Source organism: Bacillus sp. M13(2017) (assembly GCF_002218325.1).
Lineage (GTDB): Bacteria > Bacillota > Bacilli > Bacillales > Bacillaceae_G > Bacillus_A > Bacillus_A thuringiensis_K.
The window spans coordinates 195590-211935 of the sequence record NZ_KZ268505.1 but is presented as its reverse complement, the minus strand read 5'-3'; the positions used below and the strand labels follow the sequence as shown (position 1 = coordinate 211935).

The following is a 16346-nucleotide window of genomic DNA, read 5'->3' as shown; positions in this document are numbered from 1 at the left end:
CTATCTATTCCTTCCTATCATTTTCGGACAATGTAGAGCATATCTGTTTCAGATAATCCAAATTTCCTAGCACTTTTCATTCCTTGTTTTTCCGCTATGTTATATAATTCTACCTTAAATCCTGCATTCATTAATCGTTGAACAAATCCCGATTGATTATAAATTCTCACATGATCTTCTTGACCAAAAGCTAATTTCCTCAATTGTGGTGTTACAATTAATTCATTCTCTATAATAAAATCTACATTCATTACGATTGGTACTTGAATAATTCCCCATCCATTTGGCTTTAACACTCTATATAACTCTCGCATTGCTTTGTCATCATCAGGAACGTGTTCTAACACATGACTACATAATATTACATCAAAAGTATTACTATCATATGTAATCCTTGTAACATCAATTTCCTTCATTAATGGATCCTTTGGTTCTAAGTCACCACATACATACGTAATATTTTTATACTCGTTAAACCAATCTCTTAACTTTGCTTCAGGTGCAATATGAAGCATTGTATAGTTTCTATTTAACAAGTCCGTTTCCGTTTCAATGTACGCACGATACAATCTTTCACGATCCATCGAATTACAAACTGGACATATCCCTGTATCTTTATTCCACATCTCAAATTTATATTTCGGAAAATCATAATGCGCTGGCCAAGGTGAAAATTTTTCAAATTGTTGATTGCAATATTGACAATAACAACATTCTTTCTCAAACATATGAGCAACTAACTTGTTTAACCCTTTTTTTATCTTTTCATTATAAATTTGATCTAGTTCGCCATTTCTTACTGCATCCTTAACTATAAATCCCGCATTTTCTAAACAATAAGATAAACTCTCTTTATACTCACTTTCGGAGCTTAAAAATCCACTATTATATGCATCTATAATTAATTCAATCCACTCTTCAATTGTCATTAAAATAAAATGCATTTGTTTTTGATTTTGTCCACTATGTTGTCTAAAATAACTAAGAGGTTCTTGTATATAAACTACTTTTCCTTTCCTCATCATATCTAGCCAAGTTGCAATGTCATTAATAGCAGAATAAGCCTTTCCTTTAAAATATCCAAACTTCCCGTCAAACAAATTCCGATTAAATAAAACAGTTGTCGGCTCACCAACTACATTTTTCAAGTTTTTTAACATATAATTCCCTAATTCTTTTCCTTCAAAAAGTGTAGTTTCTTTCGCGATTTTCATATTTAATGTTGAAGGTGGTAATATCTCTCCATTCTCATCAATCAGTTCACGATATGACGTCACAAATGAAATATTTTCTAACGTCAAAAAGTATTTCATCATTCTCTCGATCTTTTCATGATGAAATAAATCATCATCTAATAAAAAGTTTATATAGTCCCCATTCGCAAGTTCTACACACTTATTAAAGTTTTCGGCAACTAACGGCGTTTCATTTTTAACATATGTAATACACTCATATTCACGTAAGTACGGTTGAATCATAGCATTGACTTCATTATTTGTACTGTCGTCAGAAATAATAATTTCAATATTTTCATATGTTTGATTCAAAGCGCTGTTGAGTGCTAATTCCAAGTAATAAGGTCTATTGTACGCAGGAATAAGTATACTTACTTTCGGTAAAGAAGAATTATTATTTATATGTTGTTTTTTCTTTTCTATGTTTATTTTCTTCGCTCTAATTTTTTGGTAATAGTCTAATGTATATAATATTGATGATGGAACTATCCTTCTTGCATAATCTAGAAAATTAGTTATCGCTTTGTTTAACTCTTTTTCACTGGATAAGAAACCATATTGTTCTCCTGCTATAATACTGTGTGAAAAATCTTCTAACCCATCCATCATTTTATTAGATTCATTTAACTGTTGATCTGGATGTAATCGAAAGTAACTAAGTGTCTCTGCTATATATACAGCTTTTCCTTTACTTAATAAAGATAACCATGAAGCTATATCTACGTTACATAAATACCGCCTCTTATCAAAAATCCCAAACGGTTCTTGTAAATCATTTTTACGAAATAAAACTGTTGTCGGTTCTCCAATATAATTTTTTTGATCCACAATTACCTTATTTCCTAATTCTGTTCCCGCTATAATGGTATCCTCTTCAAATAAACGGACAGTCGAATAAATATGTCGTAGCTCTTTCCCTTTATCATCAATGACTTGACGATGAGATGTTACAAGCTTAATTTCATTATCTAAATCATCGAAAAAATACTTCATCATTTTTTCAATTTTATTCACATGAAATACATCATCATCCATTAAAAAATTTATATATTCACCGTTCGCTTCATTAAATAACATTAGCGCATTTTCAAATTGTCCGAGAGTTGATCTATTTTTTATATAAATAATATTTGAATGATCACATAAGTATTTTTGTAACACTTTTTCTGTTTCATCATTCGTGCTGTCATCTCCAACTATAATTTCTATATTAGGGTACGTTTGTTCTAACACACTACATAGCGCCTTTTCAAAGTAACGAGGACGATTATACGTAGGAATTAATACACTTACCAACGGAAGTTGCTCTACCACCTCTTCAGTTCTTTCAATACGAGTTCTCATTTTAACTCTCTCACCTCTTCGCATATTATTTATATACGCGACACAAAAATCACATTACTTTAACTGTATGGAGCCTATATACTTTTATGCAAACATGAAACAAATTATCATACTTTTCGTTCCTGAATAAACATATTTAATAATGCGGACATTTTATTTGCACCTTTTTTATTCATATGATCACTATCATAAAAATCATCATCACAAAATAATGGTGAATCAAATAGATCTATAATTTGAAAAGAATATTGAGTTTGAAAATCATTTATAACTTTATAAAAATCTTCTTTTAATTTCTTACTACTACAATTGAAATAATGTGAAGTAACTGGGAATACAACAATTAATGGTTTTATATCATTTTTTAACAGTAATTCTAAATATTTTTTAAAAATTATTTTATTTTCAACTAAAGTTTGAGGATACGCCAATTTAGCATGTGAAGCTGCTCTTATTTTCCCGTGTTCTTCAAAAGGAATATGAAGAGGAGTAGTATTCCATTCAGCATTTATCCAAGGCAGTATCAATGATTCATCTTTTAGTTCATCTAATAAAATATATTCAAAATGCAAATTAAAAATAGAAAGAAGTGGTTTCGGAGTATTTAGATGGGAGAATCCATCAGTGGGTAGAGGAGAGTGAACTACAGTATGATGACCATCTTGAAACAATGGATAATATACTTTGTGAATTCTATATGATTCGGAGGATAACGACATATCAAAGTAAAACGAGAAATAGGCTATTCCTATTAAACAATATTGAAATGAATGATTGTTTGATAAAAGTTGTGACGCTATTAAATAATCATAGTATAGATCTTGCGATGGAAGTGTTAATTTTATTGACTTTTTTGAGAGAAGCTCCGTACTTATGCCACAATGCGGATAAGACAAACCGGTAGCAAACAATTCATACGTCGGATCACTCTTTGCTTTTTTCATAGAAATGTATAAAGACATAAGATCCGGATTTATTTGATAGATAGAAATTAATTTATCCTTCCATTCATACATGTATTTTGTTAAATTAATAATTTTTGAACTTTGCACGCCCCTATTTATCAAGTCATTTGTAAGTTTTTCTGCGTCCCCTCTCCAAATGACTATATATTGAAAAGAACTTTCTATACGAACAACATCTGAAACGTCCACAACATGAACTATTGTTTTACATTTATTTTTGTCTAACGTATTTCGAATCCTATCCCCTGATAATTCATCACTTAAAACAATGATTTTATATTGCTCCTTCATGTACATCCCCTCCATTATATGTATAATATGAAATTCCTTTTTAATTCGTAACAATCATATACACCTGCAATCTAACAAAAAAAATAGCTCCACCATTAGGCGTAGCTATTTTTACAATTATTGCTTATTCAAATTATATTCCTTTATCTAACTCATAAAGTTTACGATACTTTTCATTTTCTTTCAGAAGTTGTTTATGACTACCTTGCATGACAATTTGGCCACGATCAAGGAATATAACTTCGTCTACATGTTCTATTCCTACAAGATGGTGCGTAATCCAAATAACCGTCTTTTCTTCCGTTGCAGAAAACATTGTTTCAATTAAAGACAATTCTGTTTTTGGATCTAAACCGATAGTCGGTTCATCAAGTACAATAATTGGTGTTTCTTGCATAAGAGTTCTAGCAAAAGCAACCCTTTGTCTTTCCCCACCAGAAAACCGCTTTCCCATTTCATGCATTTTTGTTTGTAATCTGTCTGGAAGAGAAGTAACATGTGAAGCTAATTGTGCTTTCTCTAAAGCTTTCCATATCTCTTCATCCGTCGCCTCTGGTTTGCCAATTCGTACATTATTTCCAATTGTCGTATCAAACAAATGGGGCTTTTGATTTAATACAGAAATATATTTAGATAAAAGATTCGTATGAGCTCGTTCACCATTTAGTACAACTTGGCCATTTACTGGGCTTAACGCCCCTGTTAACAATTTTAGTAAAGTAGATTTCCCTGTGCCACTTCTCCCTAAAATAGCAATTTTCTTCCCTGCTTTTATTTGTAATGATACATCTTTTAATACAATCTCATTACTATCTGGATAACTATACGATACGTGATTCAGTTCAATATCTACATGTTTTGGTTCAATATAATCTTTCTCTCCATGCAAATCCGTTTCATCATGTAAAACACTATCACTTTCTACGCCATTAAGACGATGGGTAGATTCTACATACGACGGTATTCGATCGATGGCATCTGCAATAGGAATAAGCGCGTTCGTTACAGATAAAGTCATTAATACGAAAGCTGCGATAACTGTAGGAGCAATTTGTTCACTTGCCGCTTCATTCCCAGTCCATATGATCATCGAAATAACTACAATACCTACTACTAATTGAATGATACTGTCCCGAATATGATACCAGCGTTTCACTCTCTTTTCAATTTTTAACAACTGATCATTTTGTTTTACATACTCATTAATAAATTCATCTTTACGACCACTTGCTTGCCAATCAGATAATCCAAAAACAGCATCTGTCAGTTGTTGATACAAACGGTTTCTTCCTTGCTTTAAAGTAACATGATGTTTCTTCATCAAAAGTAATGATACAAACGGAAGAAGAAAAACGATAATAGCTAACATACAACCTACAATAAGTGCAAAAACAAAATCAAATGCACCGATAACAAGTACGAAGATACTATAAACAACTAGCGCTAATATGCTAGGAAATATTGTACGTAAATATAGGTTTTGCAAATGCTCTATATCTTCGGATAACACTCCTAACATATCACCCGTTTGAAATCGAGAACGGAAAAATAACGCCTGTGGTTCTACTATTCTATATAGCCTCGTTCTCATTTTTTCTAATATACGTAGTACGACATCATGTCCAACTAAGCGCTCTATATAATGAAATACAGCTTGCCCTATACTAAACGCTCTTGTTGCAACAATAGGAACATATACAGCCATTACATTTTCTGGTCTAAGGGCAGATTTTGAGATCAAATAACCTGAAATAAAAAGTAACATCGCTCCTGAACTAACTCCAAGAAGACCAAGGAAAATAGTTAAAGTCATTCTACCTTTATTTTGTTTTATATAAGGTTTAACCCAGTTACTCATTTCTCTCCCCTCTCTTCCCTATGAAAATGTAATGTCTCATTCTCTAAAAGTTCTTCATACGTCCCACTGTCTTTCATTTCCCCTTTATTTAAAATAAGAATATGGTCCATTTGTTTCATCCAATGTAGACGGTGGGTTGCTAAAAATACTAACTTTCCATTAAATAGACGTAACATCGCTTGCTTTATTTCAAATTCGGTTTCAATATCAAGATGTGCCGTAGGCTCATCTAATAAAATGATTGGTTTTTTACTTAAAAGCGCACGCGCCATAGCAACACGCTGTTCTTGTCCGCCACTTAGCATACGTCCACCTTCCCCAATTCTTTCGTGCATCCCATTTGGAAGTGATGTAACGAGTGAACGAAGGCCGACTTCATTAATAACTCTTTCAACTTCTTCATCTGTTGCATTTGTTTCATAAAAACGAATGTTATCCTTTAATGAAAGCGGAAAAATATAAGGTTGCTGCGGAATATAAGCGATATTTTTTTGCCAATCTTCACGAGTAGATCCATCAACTTCTACACCATTTACTAACATCTTTCCACTCGAAGGAGATAAAAAACCTGCTAATACGTCGATTAACGTCGATTTGCCTGCACCACTTTCACCAATAACACCAATAGCACCGTTACCTTCCCAAGTAAAATTAATTCCTTCTAATATAGCCTTTTCAGATTCAGTATTATTAACTTTGATGTCTTGTAATTTCAAGCTACTAGAGGCATTCCATACTATATCTTCATTTAAATCTTTCTTTTGTATTCTTTTTTGTTGTTGCAAAATCTCTTCTATTTGCTCCATCGCAATTTGTCCATCTAATGTTGCATGATAATTTGCTCCCACTTGTTTAATCGGCAGAAAATATTCCGGAGCTAAAATCAAAATTGTAAGGGCTGGTAATAGTATAATCGTTCCATCTATTAAACGTATCCCTAATCCAACTGCCACAAACGCGATTGATAAACTCGTAAAGAAATCTAATGCAAAAGAAGAAAGAAAAGCAACTCGCAAAGTACGCATCGTTGCTTTTCTATACCTTTTACTTACTTTTTCAATCTTTCCTTCGTGCTGTTCACTTTTCCCTAAATACTTTAATGTTTCTAAACCTTTTAACGTATCTACAAAATGGTTCGAAAGTACACGATATATCTCGTACTGACTATCTGCCATTTTTTGCGCTGCTAATCCGAGAAGAATCATAAATATGATCACGATAGGAATCGTTACAACTAAAATGATTCCAGACTCAATATCTAGCGTAAAAACGTATAGTACAATTAGACCTGGAACGATGCTACTTCTAATCATTTTAGGAATCGTTAATTCAATATATGTTTTAAATTTCTCAATCCCTTCAATTGATAAGGTAACCAGATGACCAGTTCCAACAGTTTGAACATACCTTGGACCTAATGTGAAATATGCCTCTATTAGTTGTTTTCTTAGTAACGACCCTGTTTTTTCAGCAAAACGTTCCACTAATATTTGTGATGTTCGAACTACTATGTGACGCGCTGCAAACGCGATACCAAAATAAACAATTTCACTTAATATTGTTTGTACTGTCTCTCCATGAAATAAAAACGTAATAGCTCGTGCTAAAAAGATTGTTTGCGCAATAATACTAAAAGCTTCTAAAATACTAATAATCGTTAACGCTACATATAAAATACGGCTACCGGGATAAGACGGAAGTCCTCTTTTTCTTTTCATTAGTACTCCAAATCGTTGTCTGACTTAACAGGTTGTCTAAATACATAATAACTCCATATTTGACTTCCGATAACGAAAGGCAAAATAGCAATCGCAAAGTAAGTCATAAGTTTTAATGCATAAGCTCCTGATGCTGCGTTGTAAATTGTCAAATCATTCATTGCTCCTAAAGAGCTAATCATAACACGTGGGAACATACCGATAAATACACTCGCACTTAGTAAAATGATTGTTAAACTCGTCATAAAGAAAGCCCAACCATCTCTTCTTCTTTTATTTAATAAAGTGGACACTAATAGTGCTACAAAAGCTCCGATTGGCACCATAATCCATTCTGTTCCATGAGCAGTGAAAATGTCGGTTTTCCATAACCCCACACCAGCAAAAACAAGAAGTGTAATTAATGAAAATGGTGCAATTTTTATTGCAGCAATTCGTGCACGTTCTCTCAATTTACCAGTTGTACGTATCGTAAGAAATTGTAATCCGTGAACAATACATAGTAGGAGAAACATTACTCCTCCAAGTAACGCAAATGGATGAAGTAGTTGCAAGAATCCACCTACAACATTTTTACTCTCATCAATAGGTACACCTACCATAAAGTTTGCAATCGCAACTCCCCAAAGGATAGGAGGTAACATACTTCCAATAAACATCCCCCAATCCCATGCACTCTTCCATTTATGATTATCTATTTTCGCACGAAATTTAAAGGAAACACCTCTTAAAATTAAAGCAAGAAGCATAAATACAAATGGAATATAAAAACCACTAAATAAAGTTGCATACCAGTGCGGAAATGCTGCAAACATCGCTCCGCCAGCACAAACAAGCCATACTTCATTCGCGTGCCAGAACGGTCCTATTGTATTTAAGTAAACTCGTTTTTCAAAATCATTCTTTCCTAAAAACCTCGAAACCATTCCTACCCCAAAGTCGAAACCTTCCAGTACGAAGAATCCAACAAATAAGATTGCAATAACTAAAAACCATAACTCATTAAGAGATAACATACTCTTCCTCCTTATCAAATGGATCATGGCTTTGATAATCCTTTTTCGTTTTCTTATTCTTGTGGCCCTTAATGGTACGAACAAATAAGTACACACAAATTCCACCCATAATTAAATACATTGATGTGAATGAAATAAGTGAGAATAATACTTCACCGAATGTTACATTTGGTGATACAGCATCTTCTGTTTTCATTACACCAAATACTACCCAAGGTTGACGACCCATTTCAGTCATAATCCACCCTACTGTATTACCAATGAATGGAAGAGAAATTGCATACACCATTAATTTTAAATACCACGTTTTTTCAGCTAAACGATCTTTTCTTGATAAGAACCATCCGTAAGCTCCTAGAAGAAGCATGAATGTTCCACTCATCACCATCGCTCTAAAACTCCAAAACATTGTATGCACTGGTGGAATATAATCTCCAGGTCCATATTTTTCTTCATATTGTTTTTGAATTTGATTCATCCCTTCAACTTGACCGCTAAACTTATCATACGATAATAGACTTAGCATATAAGGTATTTGAATTTCAAACGAATTTTCTTTCTTCTCTGTATCAATTTTCGAAAATACTGTAAATGGTGCTGGATCCTCACTTGTATTCCATAGCGCTTCAGCTGCCGCCATCTTCATTGGATGTGTCTTAATTAATTGTTGCGCTTGTGCATGACCGAAGAATAATACAAGCGCCGTTGTAATTGTTCCAACAATGATAGAAATTCGGAAAGATTTTTTAAATACTACAGTTTCTTGTCCTTTTGTAATTTTCCATGCACTTACACCAGCAATAAAGAATGCACCTGTTGCAATTGCCGCTGTAATTGTATGCGGGAATTGTACCCATAGTTGTGGGTTTTGAATAATGGCTAAGAAATCATTCATTTGCGCACGACCATCCGCTGCCATTTCATACCCGACAGGTGACTGCATAAATGCACTTGCGGTTAAAATCCAGAATGCTGATAACATCGTTCCAATTGAAAGGAGCCAAATACACATTAAGTGAATTCGCTTCGGTAATTTATCCTCACCGAATACCCATAAACCTAGGAATGTAGACTCAATGAAAAATGCCAGTAATCCTTCAATTGCAAGTGATGGACCAAATACATCACCTACAAAACGTGAATACGTTGACCAGTTCATACCAAACTGAAATTCTTGTAAAATCCCTGTTACTACACCTACTGCAAAGTTAATAAGGAATAATTGCGTCCAAAACTTTGCCATCTTCTTATATACTTCTTGCCCTTTTACCACATACAACGTTTGCATGATCGCAATAATAAAAGCTAAACCAATTGACAGCGGAACAAAAAAGTAATGGAAAATCGTTGTTGATGCGAACTGTATTCGTGCCAATTCGAGCGTTTCCATACTAAAATCACTTCCTTCATAGTTTTTATAATAAAAGTTAATTGAGCAATCTTATCAAACTCAATTATTAAGAAATACGAAAAGACAAAAACATTTTGTATGTATTGTCGAAAAATATGAAGTTTCAGTTTTTCAAACTATTGTAATGCTATTTTTTACCTTTTCACTATTTCTGTAGTGTTTTATTCGTTAATCGAATTGTATAATATACCTGCATAGTAAATTCAGGTTATTTTTGACGTATTATTGACATCATTTTGTCTGAAATATGTCTTTTGTCATTTTTTTGAATCAGATTTTTCTCATTAGCAAAATGTGTTTTTTCAATATACTTCTTACTTTTATATCTATAAAACAATCGTTTTTCTCTTCATACACTTGACTTTCACCCGAAAAAATGTCCTCGAAACCACCCTCGATAAACGCTTGTTTTTTGTCAAGAGAAAAATGTATTTTCAAAATTCAAACTCGAAATAATGTTATTCAAAAATAGAAAATAACTTCCCTCTTCCTCGACTAAAAGTTCATTTTTTTGTCATTTTTCCAGAACAAATAAAAAAACTGAAAGTCGATTAGACTCTCAGTTTTTTTATTTATTTTGCTGTATGTTTTCTAACGGCTGGTAAAATTTCAGTAGCAATTAATTCAATATTTTTCTCAATTTTATCAAATGGTACACCGCCAAAATCAATTTGTGCCATAAAGCGTTGTTGGCCAAATAATTCATATTGGTACAGCATTTTCTCAATGATTTGTTGTGGGCTACCAACCATTAAAGCATCACGGTAATCTATTGCATTTGTAAATTGCTGTTTCGGATACCCACCACCGCGCAGTGTAAGCATACCAGCATTAATGTGAGGGTAATATTCACTAAGTGCATCTTGTGAATTTTTTGCCGTATAAAATAAACTCGTTGTCGCAACTGGTAAACTAGCTGAATCAAATCCACTTTGTACAGCCGCCTCGCGGTAAGCATCTACTGACACTTTAAAGTTAATTGCTGGACCACCAAGTGTTGTTATCATCATTGGCACACCTGCACGTCCTGCTTTAATTGCACTAGCTGGTGGACCTCCAACCGCACGCCAAATTGGTAAGTTATTATTTTTCGCTCTCGGAATAACCGATGCATGTGCGAGCGGTGCTCTGAACTGTCCATTCCATGTGACATGTTCCTCGTTATTAATTTTTAATAAAAGATCCATCTTCTCTTCGAATAATTCTTCATAATCATTCACATCATAACCAAGTAAACTATATCCCCCAATACGAGATCCACGACCAGCCACAATTTCTGCACGTCCATTAGAAATCAAGTCAATTGTAGCGAAATCTTCATATACTCGAACTGGGTCAGATGTACTTAATATCGTTGCTGAACTTGCAATTTTTATATTTTTCGTAGCTTGCGCGACCGCACCTAAAATAACTGTATGAGCTTGTGTTGTAAAATGTGTTTGATGACTTTCGCCGACAGCAAACACATCAAGTCCTGCCTCATCTGCTAACTTAGCTGTATCAATTAGTTCGTGAATTCTTTTCTCTGGCGTAATTTTCTCCCCATTATGTGGATTTAAAACATGATCACCAATTGAATATAATCCAAACTCAATTCCTTTTCTTATATCTATACGGTATTTTTCCATAGTTACTCTCCCCTTTAATAAAGTAGTATTAGTTTTTTTCTAAAAACGTTGGTAAGTCAGGTATATCTACGTATTACCTACACCTACACCTTCACTTGATTAGTCAATTGATAATGTAAAAAAAATTACTCTTGCGGTAATTCTTTTTTCTCACTATGCTTATGAACTTTCGTCATCAGCTCATATAATATTTTCTGCTCTTCTTCATTTAATACATCATCAAAAAACGAAGATTGAAATGCAAGTTGCTCTGGCAATGCTCTCTCTAAAGCTGCTTCTCCTTGCTCTGTAAGACTAATTGTTTTCGTTTTCCAATCTTGTTTTCGTACAATATATCCTTCTTTTTCAAGACGAGTTAACATTCGAGAAATGCCACCTTGTGTAACAGTTACCTTTTCAGCTAACTCCATTTGTGTTAGTGGTTGATACGTACGTATTTGCAAAAGCACATCAAATTGAGCTGTCGTTAAATCAAAACGTTTTAAAAACTCATTTGACATTTGATTACTTTGGTTCGTAAATCGTATTAAACGTAACCATATTAATGATCCTATCGTATTATCACGCATGTTTGATCACTTCCTATCGTGAATCTTACTATCACTTTACTACGCAAGTGATAAAAAAGCAAGAGAAAATGTAATAAATATAGCGATAGAGTATTGTATAAATAATGATAAGTAAGAATTCATATAAACATGAATTCTTACTTATCATTATTCTTAACTTTTCATTTCATTCATTACTATATTTAAAGCTGCCATAGCTTTTGGCCAACCAACGTAAAAAGCCATATGTGTTATTAATGCAACCAATTCATTCTCCATAACCCCATTTTGTTTAGCTAGCTTCAGATGAAATTGTAATTGTTCTGTATTACCGAGACTGATTAGTGCTGACACAGTACACAAGCTTCTTTCTCTTAATGTTAAAGTGGCATCCCGCCACACTTCCTCAAATAATATCTTTTCACTATAATGAGCAAATGCAGGTGACATTTCTCTCATTTTCTTTTTAATATGTACTTCAATAAGTTCGTTTTTCATTTTTTTCTCCCTTTATTTTCACCATTTGTGCTATTCCTTGACCAAATGACCAGTTTTCAGCAGCTGTCTCATTTAGTGTAATAAAAATATCCGAAGTTTTAACATCGGAATATTCCGTAATTTTTAAGGATACGGATTGATACAAATCTTTTTTCTGTTGCACCGTTCTTCCCGGTCCACATGTAATAGAAACATAAATCATATTCTCTGTTCTCTTTTCTCCTCTTTCCAACAAATAATATGGATTATATAAAAATTTGTTTTGTTGGTAAGGTAGGAACATTTGAAAATAATCATTTTCAGGGATGTTAAAATGTTCAATTAATGAAAGATGGATACATTCACCCATTTTTTCCAACTCTTCTTCATTTAATATGTTTTCAGAATAATAAATCTTCACAAAAGGCATAGACTTTCATTCCTTTTCTTATTTTTAATATACAACAAAATTTCATCGTGAAATGTGTAAAATCTCATATACTGTAACACCTTTATTCACTACAATATCAGGTTTCTCTTCATAAAACTCAAACCTACTATATCTCCATTTATCCGGATTATAAACGATTACATCCCCTAAACACTTTTCATTGTTTTGTACATTTTCATTCATCGTGTTTAATTGAGTCCCAACCAGCGTTTTACTTTGAGAAATACTTCCCGCATATTCAACAACATATCTACTTTTCTTAAATCCATCACTTAGATTAACAACTAATGGAACACCTATATTTATTTGTTGCCATCCAAAAGATTGTAAAATATTATCATAATATCCTTCAAAGATAAATTTGTTCATTCCTTCATGGCCATTCCAAATATATAAAGGTGCATAACAGTTATAGAAATTCCCGTCCTTACCTACCTCAGTAATTAAATAAGCTTTAAAATTCAGGTCTTGAAAACCATCAGTTTTATGCCCATTATCCTTTACCCTATTCCTAATAATCTTTATATTATAATCCTTTGGCAAAATGACCTTATATTGCATTCCAATTATGTTTATCACTCACTTTCTATCCTATATACATAATGATAAACCGATGATTGACTAACGTAAAATAGGTATAAATTATGTTTGGTATCATTTATAATGATAGTGCATAAGGGGCTGAGATATATGGAAATAAATGATCTTATCATATTCAAAACTGTTGCCAGTGAGGCTTCTATTAGTAAAGCTGCTAAAGAGTTAGGATATGTTCAACCGAACGTAACTGAGCGAATCAAAAAATTAGAACAAGAATTAGAAACGCCTTTACTACATAGAGATAACAAAGGCGTTTCCTTGTTACCTGCTGGTGACATTTTATTAGATTACACGAATAAAATATTAACTCTATTAGAAGAAGTAAAAGATGAAATTAAAACGAGTGGTTCTTCTTATATAATAGCGACGTCACAATCTATTTTGACAAATTATTTAAGTAAGCGTATTGAAGAAAACTTCAGAAATTATCAAATATATGTAGAAAGTAGTAGTCATTTGCAAAAATTACTTCAGCAACAAAAAGTTGATATGGTCATAACTTATGAGGATTATCCTGACGCATCGTTTAAAAAAGTGTTCACGACCTCAATTTCTGTAGGCTTATTAAAAGCGAAAGAAAAATGTACCATTGATTATTCAAAAGAAATTTTCTTCGTTAGCAATGACAAAAAGTGCCCTTTTAGAAATAAGACGATACAATTTCTAAAAGAAAACAATCTATCTCAGCAACAACTTCAACAGTTGGATTCTTATTCGCTTATGGAAGAGTTTATTGATGATGGAAAAGGAATAGCTTTTTTACCGATTAAAAATGATAAATTGGTACCAATTGAAGATGTTCCAGTTGAGAAATTAGCTGTTCATTTTTTTACAAATCAAAACTCTTTCAAACAAATCCCTGATGAACTATTTGGTTAATAAAAAATCCCTCCTTTATGAATCTAAAAGAGGGATTTTCATATTCTATACAATTGATTTTTCACACATTTTGCTCCACTTCTGCACTTTTCCCCTTCTTATTCCGTTTCATATTCTTCAGTCCCTTAACCGTGCCAACTAATCCTTTCGGGAAAACTAGCAATACGATAATGTACAATAAACCAAGAATAATCGTCCATCTTTCAAAAATCGGATACTCTGTAGCTAGTTCTGATAAATAATATTTCAGAGATTCAATAATTCCAGCTCCTGCAATTGCTCCAATTAACGTTCCGACGCCTCCAATCATTGTCATCAATAATGCATTTAATGTCATTTCAATTGAAAATACAGTCGTATTAACAAAGCGTAAAGTGATAACAAATAAACCACCGCTAATCGCAGCTACTACTCCTGCAACAATGCTAGCAATAATTTTATAATGAAGCACTTTATATCCTAGTGCTTCAACACGTTGCTCATTTTGTGAAATTGCCTTTAATACTTTTCCAATAGAAGATTTGGTGAAAAGACGTAACAGAACAAAAATGATAAGTAAACATATAAGTGTTACATAATAAAACGTAAAACGATCACGGAATACGTCTGGTACACCAAATGTAAAACCATCCCCTCCGTGAGTGAGCCCACGCCATTTTTCAGCAAGGACGAAAAACAACTGTGAAATAGCAAGTGTTAACATCGCATAAAAATGACTTTTCAGCCGTAAAGAAAGTAAACCAATTATATAACTAACGATTGCTGAAATGATAATTGCAGCTACTATTCCAATTAAAAAGTTCGTTATTGATACGCCTTGTCGATCAAATAAAAGCGCTACCCCATATGCTCCTATCCCAAAGAACATACAATGACCGAACGATACAATTCCTGTATACCCAAGCAATACATCAAAACTCATTGCAAAAATAGCAAAGATGAAGATTTGAGTGAACAAAATTAACAGGCTCCGTGAATCATTTACGAACGGAAATACACTTAAACAAATGAGCATACATACTCCGAAGTATACTTTAATTCGGTCCGATGTGCTGTTCACCATTTCACCCCTTTTCACCAACAAGTCCAGTTGGCTTCACTATTAAGAAAAATAGTAACATTAACATATTAATTGCAAGTGATAAATCTGGTATAAAATACGCTGTAAAAGCACCAGCTAATCCAACAATTAAAGAAGCAATAGCTGAACCTTGTACGCTTCCTAATCCACCGATAATTACTACTATAAAAGCTAAAATTGCATACTGCATGCCCATCTCGGCGAAAATAACGCCCGAATACGGTGCTAATAAGAATCCTCCCAAAGCTGCCATCCCTGCTCCTAATAAAAAGACGAAAGAAAATATCGCTTTTACATTAATACCAAGCGCTTGAACCATTTCTTTATCCATTACACCTGCACGGATCATAAGACCTATCTTCGTCTTTTTGAGTAATAGTAGTAGTGCAATGTAAATAATTATCCCAATCAAAATAACAAATAGACGATATTTAATTAATATAATACCTCCGAATGTAAAACTTCCTTGTAACCATAACGGTAATTTTGCACTAATAGGGTTTGGCCCCCAAAATATTTTAATACACTCACTAAGAACGAGCATTCCTCCAAGCGTAACGAGCAGCTGTCGAACATGATTTCCATATACCGGTCTAATAAGAAACCTTTCTAAAATAAATCCTAGGAACATTCCCATGGCTACTGCTCCAACTAAAGCTAATATATAACTTCCTGTCATATTAAATAACCAAACACCTGTAAATGCTCCCCATGCAAATAAACCACCGTGTGCAAAGTTTAAAACACTCATTAGACCGAAAATAAGTGAAAGACCTGATGCTAACAAAAAAATGAGCATCCCTGTTGAAATCCCATTTACAAATAAATTGATTAACACATCCAC

The 16346-nt window shown here is 33.2% G+C and carries 14 protein-coding genes; 1 reads left to right on the top strand and 13 read right to left on the bottom strand.

Annotation, left to right across the window (positions count from 1 at the left end):
- Positions 1-17: 17 nt before the first annotated feature.
- The 11 genes from CGQ22_RS16125 to CGQ22_RS16075 all read right to left on the bottom strand — a co-directional run bounded on the left by CGQ22_RS16125 (position 18) and on the right by CGQ22_RS16075 (position 13512).
- Entirely contained in the window at positions 18-2579 is a 2562-nt protein-coding gene (locus CGQ22_RS16125) for a glycosyltransferase (RefSeq protein WP_089148976.1), read from the bottom strand.
- Between the two features lie 107 nt (positions 2580-2686).
- Positions 2687-3835: a hypothetical protein gene (locus tag CGQ22_RS16120; protein ID WP_000664247.1), complete on the bottom strand. Its 1149-nt coding sequence runs from the start codon at positions 3833-3835 to the stop codon at positions 2687-2689.
- Between the two features lie 133 nt (positions 3836-3968).
- Positions 3969-5693, bottom strand: a complete 1725-nt coding sequence (gene cydC / locus CGQ22_RS16115; RefSeq protein WP_074594102.1) for a thiol reductant ABC exporter subunit CydC — start codon at positions 5691-5693, stop codon at positions 3969-3971.
- Complete coding sequence (gene cydD, locus CGQ22_RS16110) at positions 5690-7411, bottom strand: thiol reductant ABC exporter subunit CydD (protein WP_074594103.1); 1722 nt, start codon at positions 7409-7411, stop codon at positions 5690-5692. The genes cydC and cydD overlap by 4 nt, the downstream gene beginning before the upstream one ends.
- A complete protein-coding gene (cydB, locus tag CGQ22_RS16105; protein ID WP_000950083.1) occupies positions 7411-8427 on the bottom strand; it encodes a cytochrome d ubiquinol oxidase subunit II in 1017 nt (338 codons plus the stop codon). The genes cydD and cydB overlap by 1 nt, the downstream gene beginning before the upstream one ends.
- Positions 8414-9817 carry a cytochrome ubiquinol oxidase subunit I gene (gene cydA, locus CGQ22_RS16100; RefSeq protein ID WP_000448869.1) on the bottom strand — a complete coding sequence of 468 codons (1404 nt, stop codon included), beginning with the start codon at positions 9815-9817 and terminating at the stop codon, positions 8414-8416. The genes cydB and cydA overlap by 14 nt, the downstream gene beginning before the upstream one ends.
- A gap of 593 nt (positions 9818-10410) precedes the next feature.
- Positions 10411-11466: an LLM class flavin-dependent oxidoreductase gene (locus CGQ22_RS16095; protein ID WP_089148975.1), complete on the bottom strand. Its 1056-nt coding sequence runs from the start codon at positions 11464-11466 to the stop codon at positions 10411-10413.
- 125 nt (positions 11467-11591) lie between these two features.
- Positions 11592-12035, bottom strand: a complete 444-nt coding sequence (locus CGQ22_RS16090) for a MarR family winged helix-turn-helix transcriptional regulator (protein WP_001205523.1) — start codon at positions 12033-12035, stop codon at positions 11592-11594.
- A 153-nt stretch (positions 12036-12188) separates the two neighbouring features.
- Positions 12189-12512: a carboxymuconolactone decarboxylase family protein gene (locus tag CGQ22_RS16085; protein ID WP_000787201.1), complete on the bottom strand. Its 324-nt coding sequence runs from the start codon at positions 12510-12512 to the stop codon at positions 12189-12191.
- Complete coding sequence (locus CGQ22_RS16080; RefSeq protein ID WP_089148974.1) at positions 12493-12921, bottom strand: tautomerase family protein; 429 nt, start codon at positions 12919-12921, stop codon at positions 12493-12495. Before CGQ22_RS16080 ends, CGQ22_RS16085 begins: the two co-directional genes overlap by 20 nt.
- Positions 12922-12963: 42 nt before the next feature.
- Complete coding sequence (locus CGQ22_RS16075) at positions 12964-13512, bottom strand: DUF4865 family protein (RefSeq protein ID WP_044795744.1); 549 nt, start codon at positions 13510-13512, stop codon at positions 12964-12966.
- 120 nt (positions 13513-13632) lie between these two features.
- Between CGQ22_RS16075 and CGQ22_RS16070 the strand changes: the two genes are divergently transcribed.
- Complete coding sequence (locus CGQ22_RS16070) at positions 13633-14421, top strand: LysR family transcriptional regulator (protein WP_086392220.1); 789 nt, start codon at positions 13633-13635, stop codon at positions 14419-14421.
- Between the two features lie 61 nt (positions 14422-14482).
- On the opposite strand, the gene CGQ22_RS16065 is transcribed toward CGQ22_RS16070, so the two are convergent.
- Together CGQ22_RS16065 and CGQ22_RS16060 are read right to left on the bottom strand one after the other, a co-directional pair.
- Entirely contained in the window at positions 14483-15436 is a 954-nt protein-coding gene (locus CGQ22_RS16065) for a branched-chain amino acid ABC transporter permease (RefSeq protein WP_002163942.1), read from the bottom strand.
- Between the two features lie 49 nt (positions 15437-15485).
- The gene (locus CGQ22_RS16060) at positions 15486-16346 is read right to left on the bottom strand and encodes a branched-chain amino acid ABC transporter permease (RefSeq protein WP_000382787.1); all 861 of its coding nucleotides are present in this window, start codon (positions 16344-16346) and stop codon (positions 15486-15488) included.

What these genes read in the sequence shown, in the direction of transcription:
- CGQ22_RS16125 (WP_089148976.1), bottom strand. Translation starts at nt 2,579, where the DNA reads ATGAGAACTCGTATTGAAAGAACTGAAGAGGTGGTAGAGCAACTTCCG.
- CGQ22_RS16120 (WP_000664247.1), bottom strand. Translation starts at nt 3,835, where the DNA reads ATGAAGGAGCAATATAAAATCATTGTTTTAAGTGATGAATTATCAGGG.
- cydC (WP_074594102.1), bottom strand. Translation starts at nt 5,693, where the DNA reads ATGAGTAACTGGGTTAAACCTTATATAAAACAAAATAAAGGTAGAATG.
- cydD (WP_074594103.1), bottom strand. Translation starts at nt 7,411, where the DNA reads ATGAAAAGAAAAAGAGGACTTCCGTCTTATCCCGGTAGCCGTATTTTA.
- cydB (WP_000950083.1), bottom strand. Translation starts at nt 8,427, where the DNA reads ATGTTATCTCTTAATGAGTTATGGTTTTTAGTTATTGCAATCTTATTT.
- cydA (WP_000448869.1), bottom strand. Translation starts at nt 9,817, where the DNA reads ATGGAAACGCTCGAATTGGCACGAATACAGTTCGCATCAACAACGATT.
- CGQ22_RS16095 (WP_089148975.1), bottom strand. Translation starts at nt 11,466, where the DNA reads ATGGAAAAATACCGTATAGATATAAGAAAAGGAATTGAGTTTGGATTA.
- CGQ22_RS16090 (WP_001205523.1), bottom strand. Translation starts at nt 12,035, where the DNA reads ATGCGTGATAATACGATAGGATCATTAATATGGTTACGTTTAATACGA.
- CGQ22_RS16085 (WP_000787201.1), bottom strand. Translation starts at nt 12,512, where the DNA reads ATGAAAAACGAACTTATTGAAGTACATATTAAAAAGAAAATGAGAGAA.
- CGQ22_RS16080 (WP_089148974.1), bottom strand. Translation starts at nt 12,921, where the DNA reads ATGCCTTTTGTGAAGATTTATTATTCTGAAAACATATTAAATGAAGAA.
- CGQ22_RS16070 (WP_086392220.1), top strand. Translation starts at nt 13,633, where the DNA reads ATGGAAATAAATGATCTTATCATATTCAAAACTGTTGCCAGTGAGGCT.
- CGQ22_RS16065 (WP_002163942.1), bottom strand. Translation starts at nt 15,436, where the DNA reads ATGCTCATTTGTTTAAGTGTATTTCCGTTCGTAAATGATTCACGGAGC.